Source organism: Sphaerisporangium aureirubrum, assembly GCF_042658925.1.
Taxonomy (GTDB): domain Bacteria; phylum Actinomycetota; class Actinomycetes; order Streptosporangiales; family Streptosporangiaceae; genus Sphaerisporangium; species Sphaerisporangium aureirubrum.
This window is the reverse complement of record NZ_JBHSRF010000127.1, coordinates 1-15,345: the sequence shown is the minus strand read 5'-3', so window position 1 is coordinate 15,345 and position 15,345 is coordinate 1. Positions and strand designations below refer to the sequence as shown.

Here is a 15,345-nt window from a genome sequence, read left to right as displayed (position 1 = left end):
GGCGCGCGCGGCGGCGGGCCCGGCCGGGGCGCGCGCGGCGGTCCGGTCAGCCGGTGGGAGGGAGTAGGTCGGCTAGGAGCAGGAGGATGTCCGCCGGGTTGAGGCTCAGGGCGATCTGGCGGGCCGGCGGGCCGGTCTCGGGGTCGTCGAGCAGTGAGTGCCAGACATGTTCCAGTTCCGGCTGGGTGCGGGGGTGGCCTGGGTCCAGGATGAGCGCACCCTTCTGGGCCAGGTACGCCAGGAGGGGCAGGAGCTGTTGCCTGGCTCCGGTCAGGATGCGCTGGACCTCGGCGCGGTCGTCGCGGAGGCGTTCGGCGGCGCGCACGAGGACGTGCAGCGCGATCGAGCGTTCCATCTCGCGGCGGCGCCGGGGGACGGGTTCGAGGGTGAGCGGGTGGACACCGCCGCGGGCGGACACGAACTGGGCCTTGAGGGTGAGCATGTCGTTCTCACCGTCCGCGGAGCCGAGGGCCTGGTAGGCGGCGCTCGCGTCGTCGAGAAAGCGGACGACGGCGTCGGCGAGCCCGAGGTCGAGGGCCGAGTACGCGCGGAGGGCGTCGCTGGAGAGTGCCAGGAGTTGCTCGTACCTGCGCAGGCGTTCGTGCAGGAAGGGGCGCATGCCTACCCGAACTCGACGATGGTCCGTGTCTGGCCGGTCGTCTCGTCGTGTACGGACCGGAAGTACACGCCTTCCTCCACCAGTTCGACGTTGACCGTGCAGACGCCGGTCTCACCGCCGCCGGTCCTGACCGCGTTCGTCTCCGGGTCGACGAGCAGGCTCTCGATCTCGGTCCGCTCCACGACGGTCCGGCGCCGCACGGCCTCCAGTACCTCGCGCGTCGTGCCGGCCAGCAGGTCCCACGCCGGATCGGACTCGGTGTAGAGGTCGAGCAGGCCGGCGTCCCGCAGGCCGGCGGTGAAGACCTGGCCCCACATCTCGGTCACGATCGGGTCGGGGTGGTGCGGTTCCCGGTTGGCCGCCAGCCGCCCGTGGAACTCGTGGGCGATCCTCTGCAGTTCGGCGGACCGCACCGCGTCCGGGCGGCGGTGCGGGTCCGGCACACAGCTGGCCGCCACCTGGGTCTGCACGCCGACGGCGCGGCTGACGACGAACTCGGCGAACTCGTCGGCGGGGAAGCCGAAGCGCATCAGACGGCTGAACCGGACATCGGACACCAGAACGGGAATGGAGAGGCTCACTTTCGGCATGGTGAAACGCGGAGCCGGAAAGTGGCACATCACCGGATCCCGCGCGTACCGTTCGGCGACGGCCCGTGAATAGGCGTCCGCCATTTCTCTGGCCCGGACCATTTCGAGAAACAGGTGACCCGCGTAGTCGCCCAGTCTGACGTCCGCCAAAACGCCCCTCTCGCCGATACGGCGTGTCACGCCGAGAGCATGCCGATGACCTTCTCCAGACCGGCCGGCATCTCGTCCTGCACGGCCTTCACGTTGACGTTGAGCGCGTACTCCTTCTTCACCTCCACGTTGCTGGAGGTCTTGCGCTGGTAGGAGGCGGAGACCTTGAAGTTCACCGGGCCGAAGCCGCCGCCCGCCTCGACCCCCACGCCGAGGGTGTCCGAGGTGGCCGCGCTCTCCACGGAGTTGAGCTTGACGTTGAAGTCGATGACGACGTGCTCGATGCGCAGGGACGGGATGGGGAGCATCGCCAGCAGCGGCACACGCACATGGGTGGTCTTCGGCACGGACTTGCCGTCGGGACCGATGTCGTTGCGGGTGTGCGAGAAGTCGACCATCACCAGCTCACGCTTGGATAAGTCGGGCTTTCCGTCGGCCCCGTTCGCCGCGGCCGTGAACCCGACCTTGGTGATGAAGTCGACGGCGGCCATCGCGGAGGCCACCTGGGCGTCGACCGCCGCCTGAAGCGGTCCGCCGATCATCTTGCGGAAGTCGATGTTGTTGAGGTCGCCGGAGAGGTCCGCGGACGCCGCGGCGAGCGGCTTCGAGGCGTCCGCGGCGGTCGCCACCGCGGCCGCGGCGGCCGTCGCCAGGTCCCTCGCCGCGGCGGCCGCCTCCGCTGGGTCCACCGCTCCCCCGGTGCCCGCCATCTCGCCGGCGGGACCCGCGGCCGGCTCGCTCTCGTCGTCTCCGCCGGGTGCATTCGAGTCGGTCATGTCTCCCCTACTTCTCCAGCACCTTCTGCGGAAGGCGGCGGGACGGCACGGAAAAGCCGCACATGAATTGTTTTCACGTGCCGCGAATTTTGGTCACTTAACCACCGACAAGTGGATTAACACGTCCATATTCCATGCCCAAGAACCCGGCGGCAAGGAAAAGTGGCGTCACTGGCCGATGCCGGACGGTGTGAGGTCGCGGCGGCGGACAGGGTGCCGTAGACCTCCACCTCGTGGAGCGAGTAGCCCCACCGGGGCGGGTGCGGGAGGAGGAGCCGGGTCCGTAAGGTGGCCTGTATGGGGCGGGCTAACGACGGTGCGGCGGCGGCGCTGGAGGAGTACGCGGATCTGTTCGCGATGACGGGCGGGGACGCGTTCCGGGTGCGGAGTTATCAGAAGGCGGCCAAGGCCATCGCGGGCCATCCGGAGGACATCTCGCGGGTGAACGTGCGCGAGGTGCCGGGCGTGGGTGAGGCCATCGCGAAGAAGGTGGAGGAGTTCCTCGCCCGGGGCAGCTTCCGGCAGCTGGACGCGCTGCGGGAGGAGGTGCCCGAGGGCGTGCGGCGCATGACGAAGATCGCGTCGCTCGGGCCGAAGAAGGCGGTGCTGCTGTTCCGTGAGCTCGGGATCGCCTCGCCGGAGGAGCTCGGGCAGGCGATCAGGGACGGGCGGCTGGCGGGGCTGCGCGGGTTCGGGGCCAAGACCGAGGAGAACCTCCTCAAGGGGATCGAGCAGCTCCAGCAGGCGGGCACGCGGGTGCATCTCGGGGTGGCGATGAACCTCGCGGAGCGGGTGATCGCGTCGCTGCCCGCCGAGCGGATCGCGTACGCCGGGTCGCTGCGCCGCATGAAGGACACCGTCGGGGACCTCGACGTCCTCGCCGTCGGGCCGGTGAGCCTGATGGACGAGTTCAAGGCGCAGCCTTACGTGACCGAGGTGATCGCGAGCGGCGCCCACAAGACGTCGGTGCGGGCCGACCGGGGCCTCCAGGTGGACCTGCGGGTGGTGCCCGAGGAGTCGTGGGGCGCCGCGATGCAGTACTTCACCGGGTCCAAGGAGCACAACGTGCGCCTGCGGGAGATGTGCGTGAAGCGCGGCTGGAAGCTGTCGGAGTACGGCCTGTTCGAAGGCGAGACCGTGATCGCGTCGCGCACCGAGGAGGACATCTACCAGGCGCTCGGCATGCAGTGGGTGCCGCCGCCGCTGCGGGAGGACGGCGGGGAGATCGAGGCGGCGCTGCGCGGGGAGCTGCCGCCGCTCGTCATGGTGGACGACCTGAAAGGTGACCTGCACACCCACACCGACCTGACGGACGGCATCGCGACACTGGAGGAGATGGTCACCGCGGCGGCGGCGCGGGGGTACGCGTACTACGCGGTGACCGACCACGCGCCCAACCTGTTCATGCAGCGGATGACGCTGGAGAAGATGCGTGAGCAGCGTGAGGAGCTGCACCGGTTGCAGGAGCGGTTCCCGGACATGCGGCTGCTGCACGGCACCGAGCTGAACATCGCGCCGGACGGCACGGTCGACTGGCCCGGGGAGATCCTGGCGGAGTTCGACGTGTGCGTGGCGTCGGTGCACTCGCACTTCACCCAGTCCCGCGAGGAGATGACGCGGCGGTTCGTCGCGGCCTGCGAGAACCCTCATGTGCACGTCATCGGCCATCCGACCACCCGCAAGATCGGCAAGCGGCCCTCGGTGGACGCCGACTGGGAGGCGGTGTTCGCGGCGGCGGCCCGCACCGGCACGGTGATGGAGATCGACGCCTATCCCGACCGGGCCGACCTGCCGTCCGACCTGGTGCGGATGGCCCGGCACCAGGGGGTGCGGTTCTCCATCGACAGCGACTCGCACGCGGTGCCCCATCTGGACAACATGCGCTTCGGGGTGGGCATCGCCCAGCGGGGCGGCCTGACCACCGGCGACGTGATCAACACCTGGCCGCTGGACCGGCTCCTGGATCTCCTGTCGTCCTGATCCGCGGGCGGACGGGTGCCGCCGTGGGGCTCCTGGAGGCCGGGGCGTACGGCCCCTAGGAGACCAAGCGGCGGAGGAGGCCGTGTGCCTCCTCCGCCGGTCGGGTGATCAGGCCGCCCCGGCGCCGGGGCGACCGGCGCCGGGACGGGCGGCCCCCCGGGTCCGTCGGGTGGTCGGGGAGCCGAGTGGCCCCGCGGGGGTGGAGCCGGCCGCGGGGCGGGGTGGATCAGTGGGTGACGGCCTTCTCGGCGCCCGCCCCGGTGAGGGAGCGGACCTCGATCTCGGCGTACTTGGCCGCGTTGTACTCCTTGCTGAGGATGGTGCCGATGTAGCCGGCCAGGAATCCGATGGGGATGGAGACCAGGCCGGGGTTGTCCAGCGGGAACCAGTGGAAGTCGGCGCCGGTGACCAGGGACGTCGGCTTGCCGGAGACCACCGGCGAGAAGACGACCAGGAACAGGGCCGAGCCGAGACCGCCGTAGATGGCGGACACGGCGCCAGCGGTGTTGAAGCGCTTCCAGAACAGGCTGTAGATGATGGCGGGCAGGTTGCCGGAGGCCGCCACCGCGAACGCCAGCGCCACCAGGAACGCCACGTTCAGTGCCTGGGCGAAGATGCCGAGGACGATGGCGACGGCGCCGATGGCGAACGCCGCGATCCGCGCCACCCGCACCTCCTGCGCGTCGGTGGCGGTGCCCTTCTTGAAGACGTGCGCGTACAGGTCGTGGGCGAAGCTGGAGGACGACGCCAGGGTCAGGCCCGCGACCACCGCGAGGATGGTGGCGAAGGCGACCGCGGCGATGACGGCCAGCAGGATGGTGCCGCCCACGTCGCCGAAGATGATCTGGCCGACCTTCTGCGCGAGCTGTGGCGCCGCCGTGTTGCCCGCCGCGTTCTGCTCCCGGATGGCCGAGCTGCCGACCAGGGCCGCGGCGCCGAAGCCGAGGACCAGGGTGAGCAGGTAGAAGACGCCGATGATGCCGATGCCCCAGATGACCGACTTACGGGCGACCTTGGCGGTGGGAACGGTGTAGAACCGGATCAGGATGTGCGGCAGGCCCGCGGTGCCGAGCACCAGGGCCAGGCCGAGGCTGATCAGGTCGAGCTTGCCGGTCAGGCCGGCGGCCTCGGTGCCGTAGCGCAGGCCGGGCTCCAGGAACGCGCCTCCCTTGCCGCTCTGCTCGGCGGCGTTGCCGAGCAGGCTGGACAGGTTGAAGCCGAAGTGGCCGAGCACCAGCACGGTGACCAGCGCGGCGCCGCCCATCAGCAGCACGGCCTTGACGATCTGGACCCAGGTGGTGCCCTTCATGCCGCCCACGACCACATAGATGATCATGAGGGCGCCGACCACCACGATGGTCCCGGCCTTGCCCGCGTCGGACGTGATGCCGAACAGCAGGCCGACCAGCGCGCCCGCGCCGACCATCTGGGCGAGCAGGTAGAAGATGCTGACCACGATGGTGGACACCCCGGCGGCCGTGCGCACCGGGCGCGGGCTCATCCGGAACGCCAGCACGTCGGCCATGGTGTACTTGCCGGAGTTCCGCATCAGCTCGGCGACCAGCAGCAGCGCCACCAGCCACGCGACCAGGAACCCGATCGAGTACAGGAAGCCGTCGTACCCGTACAGCGCGATGATGCCCGCGATGCCGAGGAACGAGGCGGCGGACATGTAGTCGCCGCCGATGGCCAGGCCGTTCTGCACGCCGGTGAACGACCGGCCGCCGGCGTAGAAGTCGGCGGCACTCTTGGTGTGCCGGCTGGCCCAGAACGTGATGCCCAGGGTGGCGGCGACGAACAATACGAACAGCGTGATCGATAGTGCCTGGTCACTCATGCGTCGCTCCCTCGATCTCGCCGCGCAGCTTGTCCGACAACGGGTCCAGCTTGCGGTCCGCGTGCCGCGCGTACAGCCACGCGATCAGGAACGTCGACACGAACTGGAGAATGCCGAAGATCAGGGCGACGTTGATGTTGCCGAAAAGCTTCGTGCCCATGAAGCCCCGGGCGAAGCCTGACAAGATCACGTAAAGTAGGTACCAGAGCAGGAACGCGACGGTCACCGGGAAGGCCCAAGAACGGTAACGCCTGCGCAGTTCCTGGAACTCGGAACTGGCCTGCACCTGTTCATATACCGATGACTCGTCATGTCGAGTGGTCACAAGACCTCCCACGTTGTGACTTGGATCACGCCTACGGTAGGAGGGGTGGAGGGCCCGTGCGGGCCCGGCGCGGCCCGCGTCGCCAAGTCGTACCTAACGCTCGGTCACCTGGACGCTCGATGCGCCGAAAGGGGCGTTCCACGCGATGAGTGGTCCCTTGCCGACAAGCCGGTCAGGTCGAACGGGGCCGCCAGTCGCCGCGGTCGACGTTCAGCACCTCGGGCGCGTGCAGCCGCACCATCGTACGGGCCACCCCGCGCGGCACCCGGCCGGGCGTGAACAGCGACACGACGATCATCACGACGAACGCGATGGGCACCGTCCACGCCGCCGGCTGGGACAGCAGCGCCCCGGCCCAGCCGGTGTACGGCCCGCCGCCGATCACCGCGATCACCGCGGCGCTGGCCAGCCCGCCGCCCGCGACCAGCCCGGCCATCGCGCCGGTCGTGGTCAGCCGCCGCCACCAGATGCCGAGCACCAGCAGCGGGCAGAACGACGACGCCGCCACCGCGAACGCCAGCCCCACCACGTCCGCCACGGCCAGCGACCGGGCCGCCAGGGCGAGGCCCAGCGGCACGACCACCGCCAGCAGCGTGGCCGCCCGGAACGACGGCACGCCCCCGCGCAGGATGTCCTGGCCGATGACCCCGGCCACCGACACCGCGAGCCCAGAGGACGTCGACAGGAACGCGGCGAACGCCCCGGCGATGACCAGCGCGCCGAGCAGCTCCCCCGCGGTGCCGCCGACCAGCCGCCCCGGCAGGGACAGCACCACGGCGTCGGTGCGGCCGGTCATCAGCAGCTCGGGGGTGTACAGCCGGCCGAGGGCGCCGTAGATCGCGGGCATCAGGTAGAACGCGCCGAGCAGGGTGAGCACCACCAGCGTGGTGCGGCGCGCGGCCCGGCCGTCGGGGTTGGTGTAGAAGCGCACCAGCACGTGCGGCAGGCCCATGGTGCCGAGGAAAGTCGCGAGGATCAGCGAGTACGTCGTGTACAGCGGATGCTCGCGCCCCTGGAGCGGCAGCAGCCACTCGTGGTCGTTCAGCACCGGCAGGCCCTCGGTGTGCGGCACCGGGGCCCCGGCGGGGAACGTCATCGTGGTGTCGTGCCGGACGTGGTGCACTCCCGGCGTCAGGACGAGCCGGGTGCCGCGCACGGCGTGGCCATCGACCTCGCCGGTGGCGGTCACCTCGACGGGGGCCCGCACCTTGATGGTGACGTCGGTGCCGACCGCCACGGTGACCCGCTCGGCGAACACCGGCGGCGCGTCCCCGCCGAGGTCGGGCCGCCCGTGGTCGTACCACGCGAACAGCAGGAACACGACGGGCACGGCGAGCGCGGTCAGCTTGAGCCAGTACTGGAACGCCTGCACGAAGGTGATGGACCGCATGCCGCCGGACAGCACGTTGACCGCGACCACCACGGCGACCAGCACGCCGCCCACCCACGGCGGCGCCCCGGTGACCATGCGCAGCACCAGGCCCGCGCTCTGGAACTGCGGCATCAGGTAGAACCAGCCGATCAGCACGACCAGCACGCTCGCCAAGCGCCGCACCGCCATCGACTCAAGGCGCGCCTCGGCGAAGTCCGGCAGGGTGTAGGCGCCGGAGCGGCGCAGCGGCGCCGACACCAGGACCAGCAGCACGAGGTACCCGCCGGTCCAGCCCACCGGCAGCCACAGCATGTCGGCGCCGTAGGCCAGGATCAGCCCGGCGATGCCGAGGAACGACGCCGCCGAGAGGTACTCCCCGCCGATCGCCGAGGCGTTCCACAGCGGCGAGACGGTGCGGGAGGCCACGTAGAAGTCGGAGGTGGTGCGGGACAGGCGCAGCCCGAAAGCCCCGATCAGGATGGCCGCGACCACGACGACCGCCACGGCCACCAGGCCGAGCGCGGGATTCACTGGCGTTCGACCAGGTCGGCGAAGTGGCGCTCGTTGCGCTCGGCCTGCCGGACGTACAACCAGGCCCCGATCACGAAGGCGGGGTAGATCAGCCCTGCCAGCACCACCCACGGCAGCGGCAGCCCGCCGACGCGCAGCGCCCGCAGCTCGGGGGCCAGCAGGAACAGCAGCGGCAGCCCGCCGACCACGCAGGCGAGCACGGTGCAGACGAACAGCCCGAGCCGGAACTGGGTGCGGACCAGGGAGCGCATGTAGACCTCGCCGAGCCGGGTCTGCTCGTCGATCTCCATGGTCGCCGGGTACCGGGGGCGGCGCGCGGCGGTGGTGCGCGGGCTCGTTACCACCTCGCGGCGCGGCCGCTCGGGTGTCCTCGTCATTCGGCGCGGCCCTTCCTGGCCCGCCGTACCAGCATGTCGCGCAGCTCGCGGGTGTGCCTGCGGCTGACCGGGATCTCGGTCTCGCCGATGCGCACCGTGCAGCGCCCGGAGTCGATGTGCAGCTCGTCGATGTGCTTGAGGGCCACCAGGTGGCTGCGGTGCACCCGGACGAACCCCGTGGCGGCCCAGCGCTCCTCGAGGACGGCCAGCGGGATGCGCACCAGATGGCTGCCCGAGGCGGTGTGCAGCCGCGCGTAGTCGCCCTGCGCCTCGACGTAGCGCACGTCGGAGCTGGCGACGAACCTGGTGACGCCCGCCAGCTCGACCGGGATGGTCTCGGCGTCGGAGGCGAGCCGGGGGGTGTCCGGTGCCGAGCCGGGCGCGCCGGGCAGGTTGGCGCAGACCCGGCGGACGGCCTCGGCGAGACGTTCGGGGCGGACCGGCTTGAGCAGGTAGTCCTCGGCCTTGATCTCGAAGGCGTCCACGGCGTGCTCCTCGTAGGCGGTGACGAACACCACCCGGGGCGGCCGGGCGAACTGCGCGAGCAGCCGGCCGAGCACGACGCCGTCGAGGCCGCGCATGCGGATGTCCAGGAACACCGCCTCGACCGGCTTGCCGTCGGCCATGGCGCGATCCAGCAGTTTCAGCGCCGAGGCGCCGTCGCGGGCCAGCGCGACCTCGCCGATGCGCGGGTCGGCACGCAGCATGTACGCGAGGTCTTCCAGCGCGGGCTGCTCGTCGTCCACCGCCAGCACGCGAAGGCCGCTCACAACCACTTCCATTCACCCGTACGCACACCTGAATTCCCTAGAGAGTGATGAATCAGGCGGGGTAAGTCAACGGGTGGGACGGCCTGGGCGGATAACTATACGGAGACGCCGGGCCGGTACTTGGGCAGCCGCACGCTGATCTTGGTGCCCGCGCCGCTGGCGGTCTCGACCACCAGGCCGTACTCGTCGCCGTACACCTGGCGCAGCCGCTCGTCCACATTGGCCAGGCCGACGCCGCCCGCGCCCGAGCGCTCGTCGGTGTCGCCGGACAGGATGCGCCGCAGCCGGTCGGGGTCCATGCCCACACCGTCGTCCTCGACGCTGATCGAGCACTCGGCCCCCGCGTCCTCGGCGATGATGGTGATGCGGCCCTCCCCCGCCTTGCCCTCCAGGCCGTGCCGCACCGCGTTCTCGACCAGGGGTTGCAGGCACAGGAACGGGACGGCGACCGGCAGCACCTCCGGCGCGATGCGCAGCGACACCCGCAGGTGGTCGCCGAACCTCGCCCGCTCCAGGGTGAGGTAGCGGTCGATGGACCTCAGCTCCTCGGCCAGGGTGGTGAACTCGCCGTGCCTGCGGAAGGAGTAGCGGGTGAAGTCGGCGAAGTCCAGCAGCAGCTCGCGGGCCCGCTCGGGGTCGGTGCGGACGAACGAGGCGATGGTGGTGAGCGAGTTGTAGATGAAGTGGGGGGAGATCTGGGCCCGCAGCGCCCGCACCTCGGCCTCCATCAGCAGGGTGCGGGAGCGGTCGAGCTCGGCCAGGGCCAGCTGGGAGTCCACCCACCGGGCCACCTCGCCGGTCGCGCGCACCAGCCCGGCCGAGGCGTGGTCGCCGTACGCGGCCAGCGAGCCGACCACGCGGTCGTCGGTGGTGAGCGGCACCACGACGGCGTGCCTGACCGGGCACTCGGGGCGGTCGCAGGCCACGGTGTCGGGGCCGAGCACCTGGGTGCGGCCGTCGCGCAGCGTGGCCTCGGCGTGCGCGAAGGCGTGCTGGGCGTGGTGGTCGCCCGCGCCGTCGTACACCAGCAGCTCCTCGCCGTTGGTGATCGCGATGGCGGGCGAGCCCAGCAGCTCGCGCAGGTGGCGGGACGCCTTGAGGGCGCCCGCCGCGGTGAGCCCGGCCCGCAGCGGCGGCGCGGCCAGGGAGGCGGTGTGCAGGGTCTCGAAGGTGGCACGCTCCGCGGGGCCGGTGCCGAGCTCTCGCCGCCCGCGCAGCACCCGCCAGAGCACGATCGCCGGCACCCCGGCCAGGATCAGCAGGAGGGGCAGGGCGAACAGCGGTTCCACGCCGCCGGAGCCTACTGCACCCCGCCGCCCCGCAGTCCTCCGCCTGCCCGCCCTGTGGACGAACGGCACGGCCCGCTCGCCCGGCGGGCCCCCCGCGTGGACGAACGGCACGCTGCCCCCGCCCGGCGGGCGTAAGCCGTGCACCTTGTCACACCTCGCCGAGGGCGTCGCGGACGCGGGAGGCGTAGTCGGCGGCCTCGGCGTCGTCCGCGTATTTGGTGCGGGGCCAGAAGAACCCGCGCAGGCCGTCCTTGGGGTTGCGGGGCACGACGTGGGTGTGCAGGTGGGGGACGCTCTGGCTGATGCGGTTGTTCATCGCGACGAAGGTCCCGGCGGCGCCGAGGCCCTTCTCGACGGCGACGGCGACCGCCTGGACCCGGGTGAAGTAGGGCCCGACCGCCTCCGGCGGCAGGTCGGCGAGGGTCTCGACGTGCGCGTGGGGCACGACGAGCACGTGCCCCTTGAACACCGGCCGGGTGTCCAGGAACGCCGCCACGACCCCGTCGGAGAACACCGTGGCGGCGGGCAGCTCCCCCGCCGCGACGGCGCAGAACGGGCACCCGCCCGCCACGGCGCTCACCAGCCCACCTTGGCCGCGCCGGACAGCAAAGCTCGGGCGATCACCATGCGCTGCACGTCGTTGGTGCCCTCGCCGATCGCCATCAGCGGGGCGTCCCGGTAGAGGCGCTCGACGACGAACTCCTGTGAGTAGCCGTACCCGCCGTGGATCCGCATGGACTCCATGGTGGCGCGCAGCGCGACCTCGGAGGCGAAGTATTTGGCCATCGCCGCCTCGGCGTTCACCGCCCCGGCCTGCGAGCGGGAGGCCGCCCAGTACGTCAGCAGCCGCGCCGCCTGGATGTCGGTGGCCATGTCGGCGAGCTTGAGCTGGATGGCCTGGAAGTCGGCGATGGGCCTGCCGAAGGCCTGCCGCTCGCGCGCGTAGCCGAGCGCCGCCTCGTAGGCGCACTGGGACACCCCGACCGCGCGGGCCGCGATGTTGATCCGCCCGAGCTCCAGCGCGGACAGCACCTGCTGCATGCCGCGCCCCTCCACCCCGCCGAGCAGCCGGGTGACGGGCACCCGCACGCCGTCGAAGACGACCTCGCAGGTCTCGGTGCCCTTGTAGCCGAGCTTTGGCAGGTCGCGGCTGACGGTGAACCCCCGGTCGGCGTCGACCAGCAGCACCGACATGCCCTTGTGCGCGGGCTCGGTCACCGACGTCTTGACCAGCACCGGCAGCGGGTCGGCGTGCCGGGCGTTGGTGATCCAGGTCTTGGTGCCGTGCACCACGTACTCGTCGCCGTCGCGCACGGCCCGGGTGGTGATGCCCTGCAGGTCGGTGCCCGCGCCGGGCTCGGTGAGCGCGATGCCGGTGCGCCGGGCGCCGGTGGCGAGGTCCGGGAGGTACGCGGCGCGCTGCTCCTCGGTGCCGTAGGTGGCGATCATCCAGGCCGACAGGGTGTGGGAGCCGAGGATGCCGGCCACGCCCATCCAGCCCCGGGCGATCTCCTCGAAGACCAGGGCGAACGACACGCGGTCCAGCTCCAGCCCGCCGTACTCGCCCGGCACGGTGACGCCGAACAGGCCGAGCCGCCGGAAGCCCTCCACGATCTCCTCGGGGTAGCGGCCCTCGCGCTCCCAGGCGGAGGCGACCGGCACGATCTCCTTGTCGACGAACTCGCGCAGCGTCCGCTGGAAAAGCTTCTGGTCCTCGTTCAGCTCGAAGTCCACACCCGCCTCCGCCGTCTTCAGAGCGACTCGGTCCGTGCCTCGGGGAAATGGTCCCTGTCCTGCGCCGAGTCCCGTTTGTACACCAGCACGGCGCGCCGCCAGGACATCACCTCGGCGCCGTCCTGGTTGAGCCCCCGGGTGCTACAGCTCACGATCCCCGCGTACGGCCGCGACCGCGACTCGCGCTTGTCCAGCACGGTGGACTCGGCGTAGAGGGTGTCGCCGACGAACACCGGGTGGGTGAGCCTGATCTCGTCCCAGCCGAGGTTGAGCTCGGCGTTCTGGCTGATGTCGATGACCGACAGGCCGAGCACGATCGCCACCGACAGCCCCGAGTTCACGATGATCTTCCCGGCCGGGGCGCGGGAGGCGTAGTGAGAGTTGAAGTGGTTCTGGTTGGTGTTCATGGTCAGCAGGGTGAACCACGTGTTGTCCGCCTCGCCGATGGTGCGGCCGAAGGGGTGCTTGTACACGTCGCCGACCACGAAGTCCTCGTAGTACCGCCCGATCCGGGCTTCGTACACGGTCACAGGCCCCACCCTTCCCGGCTGCGCCGGCTCTCATCGATCATTCCAGCACGGGGCCCGCCGGAGCGGCCAGCGGGGGTGGCGCCCCACCCGTCAACCTGCGCAGATCATCGCATGTGCTACTCATTGCCATGTAACACCTGCGGCGGCGAACCCCTGACGGCGGAGGATCATGATGAGCGGCATCGGCCACGCCAACCCCCTGACCGCGTACGGCCTGGACGAGCTGCGACGGCGGCGCAGCGCCAAGTGGCGCGAGTACCCGCCGGACGTGCTGCCGGTGTGGGTCGCGGAGATGGACACCCCGCTGGCCCCGCCGATCGTGGACGCGCTGGCCGCCGCCGTCGCGCGGGGCGACACCGGGTACGCCTCCCCCGGCGCGCTGCCAGAGGCGTTCGCCGGCTTCGCGGCCCGGCGGTTCGGGTGGCGGCCCGACCCCGAGTCCGTCCGGCTGGTGCCGGACGTGATGAGCGGCATCGTCGAGATCCTCGGTAACATCACCGAGCCCGGCGACCAGGTGGTGATCAACACCCCCGCCTACCCGCCGTACTTCCACTGGCTGCCCAAAATCGGGCGCCGGATCGCGGCGAGCCCGCTCGCGCTCACCGCCGGGGGCCACCGGCTCGACCTCTCCGACCTGGAGCGGTGCTTCGCCGGAGGCGCGGCGGCGTTCCTGCTGTGCAGCCCGCACAACCCCACCGGCCTGGTGTTCACCGAGCAGGAGCTGCTGGCCGTCGCCGAGCTCGCCGACCGGTACGGCGTGCGCGTGATCACCGACGAGATCCACGGCCCGCTGGTGTACCCCGGTGCCACCTTCGTCCCGTTCGCCACACTGGACGCCACCGCCGCCGAGCGTTCGATCACGGTGACGTCGGCGTCCAAGGCGTGGAACCTGGCCGGCCTGAAGGCCGCCGTCGCCGTGTTCGGCCCGGGAGCCCAGGCCGACCTGGGCGCGCTGGACGAGGAGATCAGCGCCGCCGCCGGCCTGCTCGGCGTGATCGCCGCTGAGGCGGCGTTCACCGCCGGGGAACCGTGGCTGGACGACCTGCTGACCGGCCTCGACGCCAACCGGCGTCTCCTGGGCGAGCTCCTGTCCGAACACCTGCCCGAGGCCGGCTACCAGCCCCCGCAGGCCACCTACCTGGCCTGGCTGGACCTACGCGCCCTCGGCCTCGGCGAGGACCCCGCGGCATGGTTCCTGCGCAAGGGCGGCGTCGCCCTCTACTCCGGCCCCCACTTCGGACCAGAAGGCGCCGGCCACGCAAGATTCAACTTCGCCACCACCCCCACCCTCCTGACCGAAGCCGTCCAACGCATGGCAGCCGCCCTCCACTCCTGACCCACCCTCCACTCCCCTCCTGCCCCCACACCGGCGCCCCGGCACCCTCCCCCGTCCCGCGGCGAACCCGGCAACGCCCCGTCCCGCGGCGAACCCACCACCGCCCCGTCCCAACGCATGGCAGCCACCCTCCGCTCCTGCCCCACACCGGCGCCCCGGCACCCCCCCGTCCCGCGGCGAACCCGGCACCGCCGCTCGCCGTCGCCCCTCGGGTGTGTCTTGATCGGCGCCGGGTCGGCGGGACGCAGGACGGCGAAATCGGCGCCGACATACGGCGGGAAACCCCGTTGTGTGCGGGCGCCGGAGGAAATGGTCCTTGCGGAGGGCGCGCTTCGCGCGGAAGAGCAAGGGCTGTCCTTTGCGGGGGACACCCCCGCACCCCCGGGGCCCTGCCGGGCTCAACGTGCTCCACCACCCCAGCCGGCGTTTCCTCACCGCCCACCCTGACCGTCCCCTCTGGCTCGCCTGTGCTCGTCGCTCAGCGTTCACCCGGTCGTGCCGGTCGTCTGGCGCCACGACGGCGAAAACGGCGCCATCGCACGGCGAGATCCCACCGCACTCCACCTTCGTCGACCCCGGGTGTCATAACCGACACCGCAGCGGCGACCGTCGAGTCTGCATTTCCGAGATGCACAGCGCGGGCTGGGAACGGCGCGAAAGGGAGGGCCCGGCAGGCTCGGGGGTGCGGGGGTGTCCCCCGCAAAGGACAGCCCTTGCCCTGCCGCGCGAAGCGCGTCCTCCGCAAGGACCATTTCCGAGGCGCCCGCACGCCCGGTTCGCCGCCGTATGGCGGCGCCGATTTCGCCGTACCACGTCCCGCCGACCCGGCGCCGATCAAGACAACCCCGAAGGCGACGGGGAGCGAAACCGCGAGCACGGCGCGCGACAGGTTCCCCGCCGGCGGCGCCGCCGGAGCCCCGTCGCCTCGTCGGGTTTGTCTTTGTCCGGCGCCGGGTCGGCGGGAGGGTGGACGGCGAACACGGCGCCGTCATACGGCGGAACACCCGCCCGGCGGGACGCGTCGCGGTGGAACACCATGAGCCCGGCAGGACCCGGGGGCGCGGGGGTGCCCCCCGCACGAGCACAGCCCTTGCCCCCTTCGCGCGGAGCGCGGCCTCCCGCAAGGACC

Annotated in this window: 14 protein-coding genes; 2 read left to right on the top strand and 12 right to left on the bottom strand. The window is 71.6% G+C overall.

Translation table 11 applies throughout. From position 1 onward, the window contains the following. Positions 1 to 46 precede the first annotated feature (46 nt). The 3 genes from ACFP1K_RS39410 to ACFP1K_RS39400 form a co-directional block, all read right to left on the bottom strand. A complete protein-coding gene (locus ACFP1K_RS39410) occupies positions 47 to 619 on the bottom strand; it encodes a hypothetical protein (protein ID WP_380763392.1) in 573 nt (190 codons plus the stop codon). Between the two features lie 2 nt (positions 620 to 621). After that, positions 622 to 1,200, bottom strand: a complete 579-nt coding sequence (locus ACFP1K_RS39405; RefSeq protein WP_380763390.1) for a hypothetical protein — start codon at positions 1,198 to 1,200, stop codon at positions 622 to 624. Positions 1,201 to 1,385: 185 nt separating this feature from the next. Beyond that, complete coding sequence (locus ACFP1K_RS39400) at positions 1,386 to 2,135, bottom strand: DUF2589 domain-containing protein (protein ID WP_380763388.1); 750 nt, start codon at positions 2,133 to 2,135, stop codon at positions 1,386 to 1,388. Between the two features lie 297 nt (positions 2,136 to 2,432). On the opposite strand from ACFP1K_RS39400, the gene polX reads away from it, so the two are divergent. Continuing rightward, positions 2,433 to 4,115, top strand: coding sequence for a DNA polymerase/3'-5' exonuclease PolX (gene polX / locus ACFP1K_RS39395; RefSeq protein ID WP_380763386.1), 1,683 nt, complete (start codon positions 2,433 to 2,435; stop codon positions 4,113 to 4,115). Between the two features lie 226 nt (positions 4,116 to 4,341). Here the strand turns inward: polX and ACFP1K_RS39390 are convergent, their stop codons facing one another. The 9 genes from ACFP1K_RS39390 to ACFP1K_RS39350 all read right to left on the bottom strand — a co-directional run bounded on the left by ACFP1K_RS39390 (position 4,342) and on the right by ACFP1K_RS39350 (position 12,880). After that, a complete protein-coding gene (locus ACFP1K_RS39390) occupies positions 4,342 to 5,952 on the bottom strand; it encodes a solute symporter family protein (RefSeq protein WP_380763384.1) in 1,611 nt (536 codons plus the stop codon). Beyond that, entirely contained in the window at positions 5,945 to 6,238 is a 294-nt protein-coding gene (locus tag ACFP1K_RS39385; RefSeq protein WP_380763382.1) for a DUF485 domain-containing protein, read from the bottom strand. Before ACFP1K_RS39385 ends, ACFP1K_RS39390 begins: the two co-directional genes overlap by 8 nt. A 211-nt stretch (positions 6,239 to 6,449) precedes the next feature. Next, positions 6,450 to 8,180 (bottom strand): sodium/solute symporter, encoded by a 1,731-nt coding sequence (locus tag ACFP1K_RS39380; protein ID WP_380763380.1) that lies wholly within the window; start codon positions 8,178 to 8,180, stop codon positions 6,450 to 6,452. Beyond that, positions 8,177 to 8,557: a hypothetical protein gene (locus tag ACFP1K_RS39375; protein ID WP_380763378.1), complete on the bottom strand. Its 381-nt coding sequence runs from the start codon at positions 8,555 to 8,557 to the stop codon at positions 8,177 to 8,179. The genes ACFP1K_RS39380 and ACFP1K_RS39375 overlap by 4 nt, the downstream gene beginning before the upstream one ends. Then, a complete protein-coding gene (locus ACFP1K_RS39370) occupies positions 8,554 to 9,327 on the bottom strand; it encodes a LytR/AlgR family response regulator transcription factor (RefSeq protein ID WP_380763376.1) in 774 nt (257 codons plus the stop codon). The genes ACFP1K_RS39375 and ACFP1K_RS39370 overlap by 4 nt, the downstream gene beginning before the upstream one ends. Before the next feature lie 95 nt (positions 9,328 to 9,422). Beyond that, complete coding sequence (locus ACFP1K_RS39365) at positions 9,423 to 10,616, bottom strand: sensor histidine kinase (protein WP_380763374.1); 1,194 nt, start codon at positions 10,614 to 10,616, stop codon at positions 9,423 to 9,425. 148 nt (positions 10,617 to 10,764) lie between these two features. Beyond that, the gene (locus ACFP1K_RS39360; RefSeq protein ID WP_380763372.1) at positions 10,765 to 11,196 is read right to left on the bottom strand and encodes an HIT family protein; all 432 of its coding nucleotides are present in this window, start codon (positions 11,194 to 11,196) and stop codon (positions 10,765 to 10,767) included. Further along, positions 11,193 to 12,350, bottom strand: a complete 1,158-nt coding sequence (locus ACFP1K_RS39355) for an acyl-CoA dehydrogenase family protein (protein WP_380763370.1) — start codon at positions 12,348 to 12,350, stop codon at positions 11,193 to 11,195. Before ACFP1K_RS39355 ends, ACFP1K_RS39360 begins: the two co-directional genes overlap by 4 nt. A gap of 17 nt (positions 12,351 to 12,367) precedes the next feature. Beyond that, positions 12,368 to 12,880 (bottom strand): MaoC family dehydratase, encoded by a 513-nt coding sequence (locus tag ACFP1K_RS39350; RefSeq protein WP_380763368.1) that lies wholly within the window; start codon positions 12,878 to 12,880, stop codon positions 12,368 to 12,370. Positions 12,881 to 13,049: 169 nt separating this feature from the next. Between ACFP1K_RS39350 and ACFP1K_RS39345 the strand changes: the two genes are divergently transcribed. Further along, positions 13,050 to 14,216 (top strand): MalY/PatB family protein, encoded by a 1,167-nt coding sequence (locus tag ACFP1K_RS39345; protein ID WP_380763366.1) that lies wholly within the window; start codon positions 13,050 to 13,052, stop codon positions 14,214 to 14,216. Positions 14,217 to 15,345 lie beyond the last annotated feature (1,129 nt).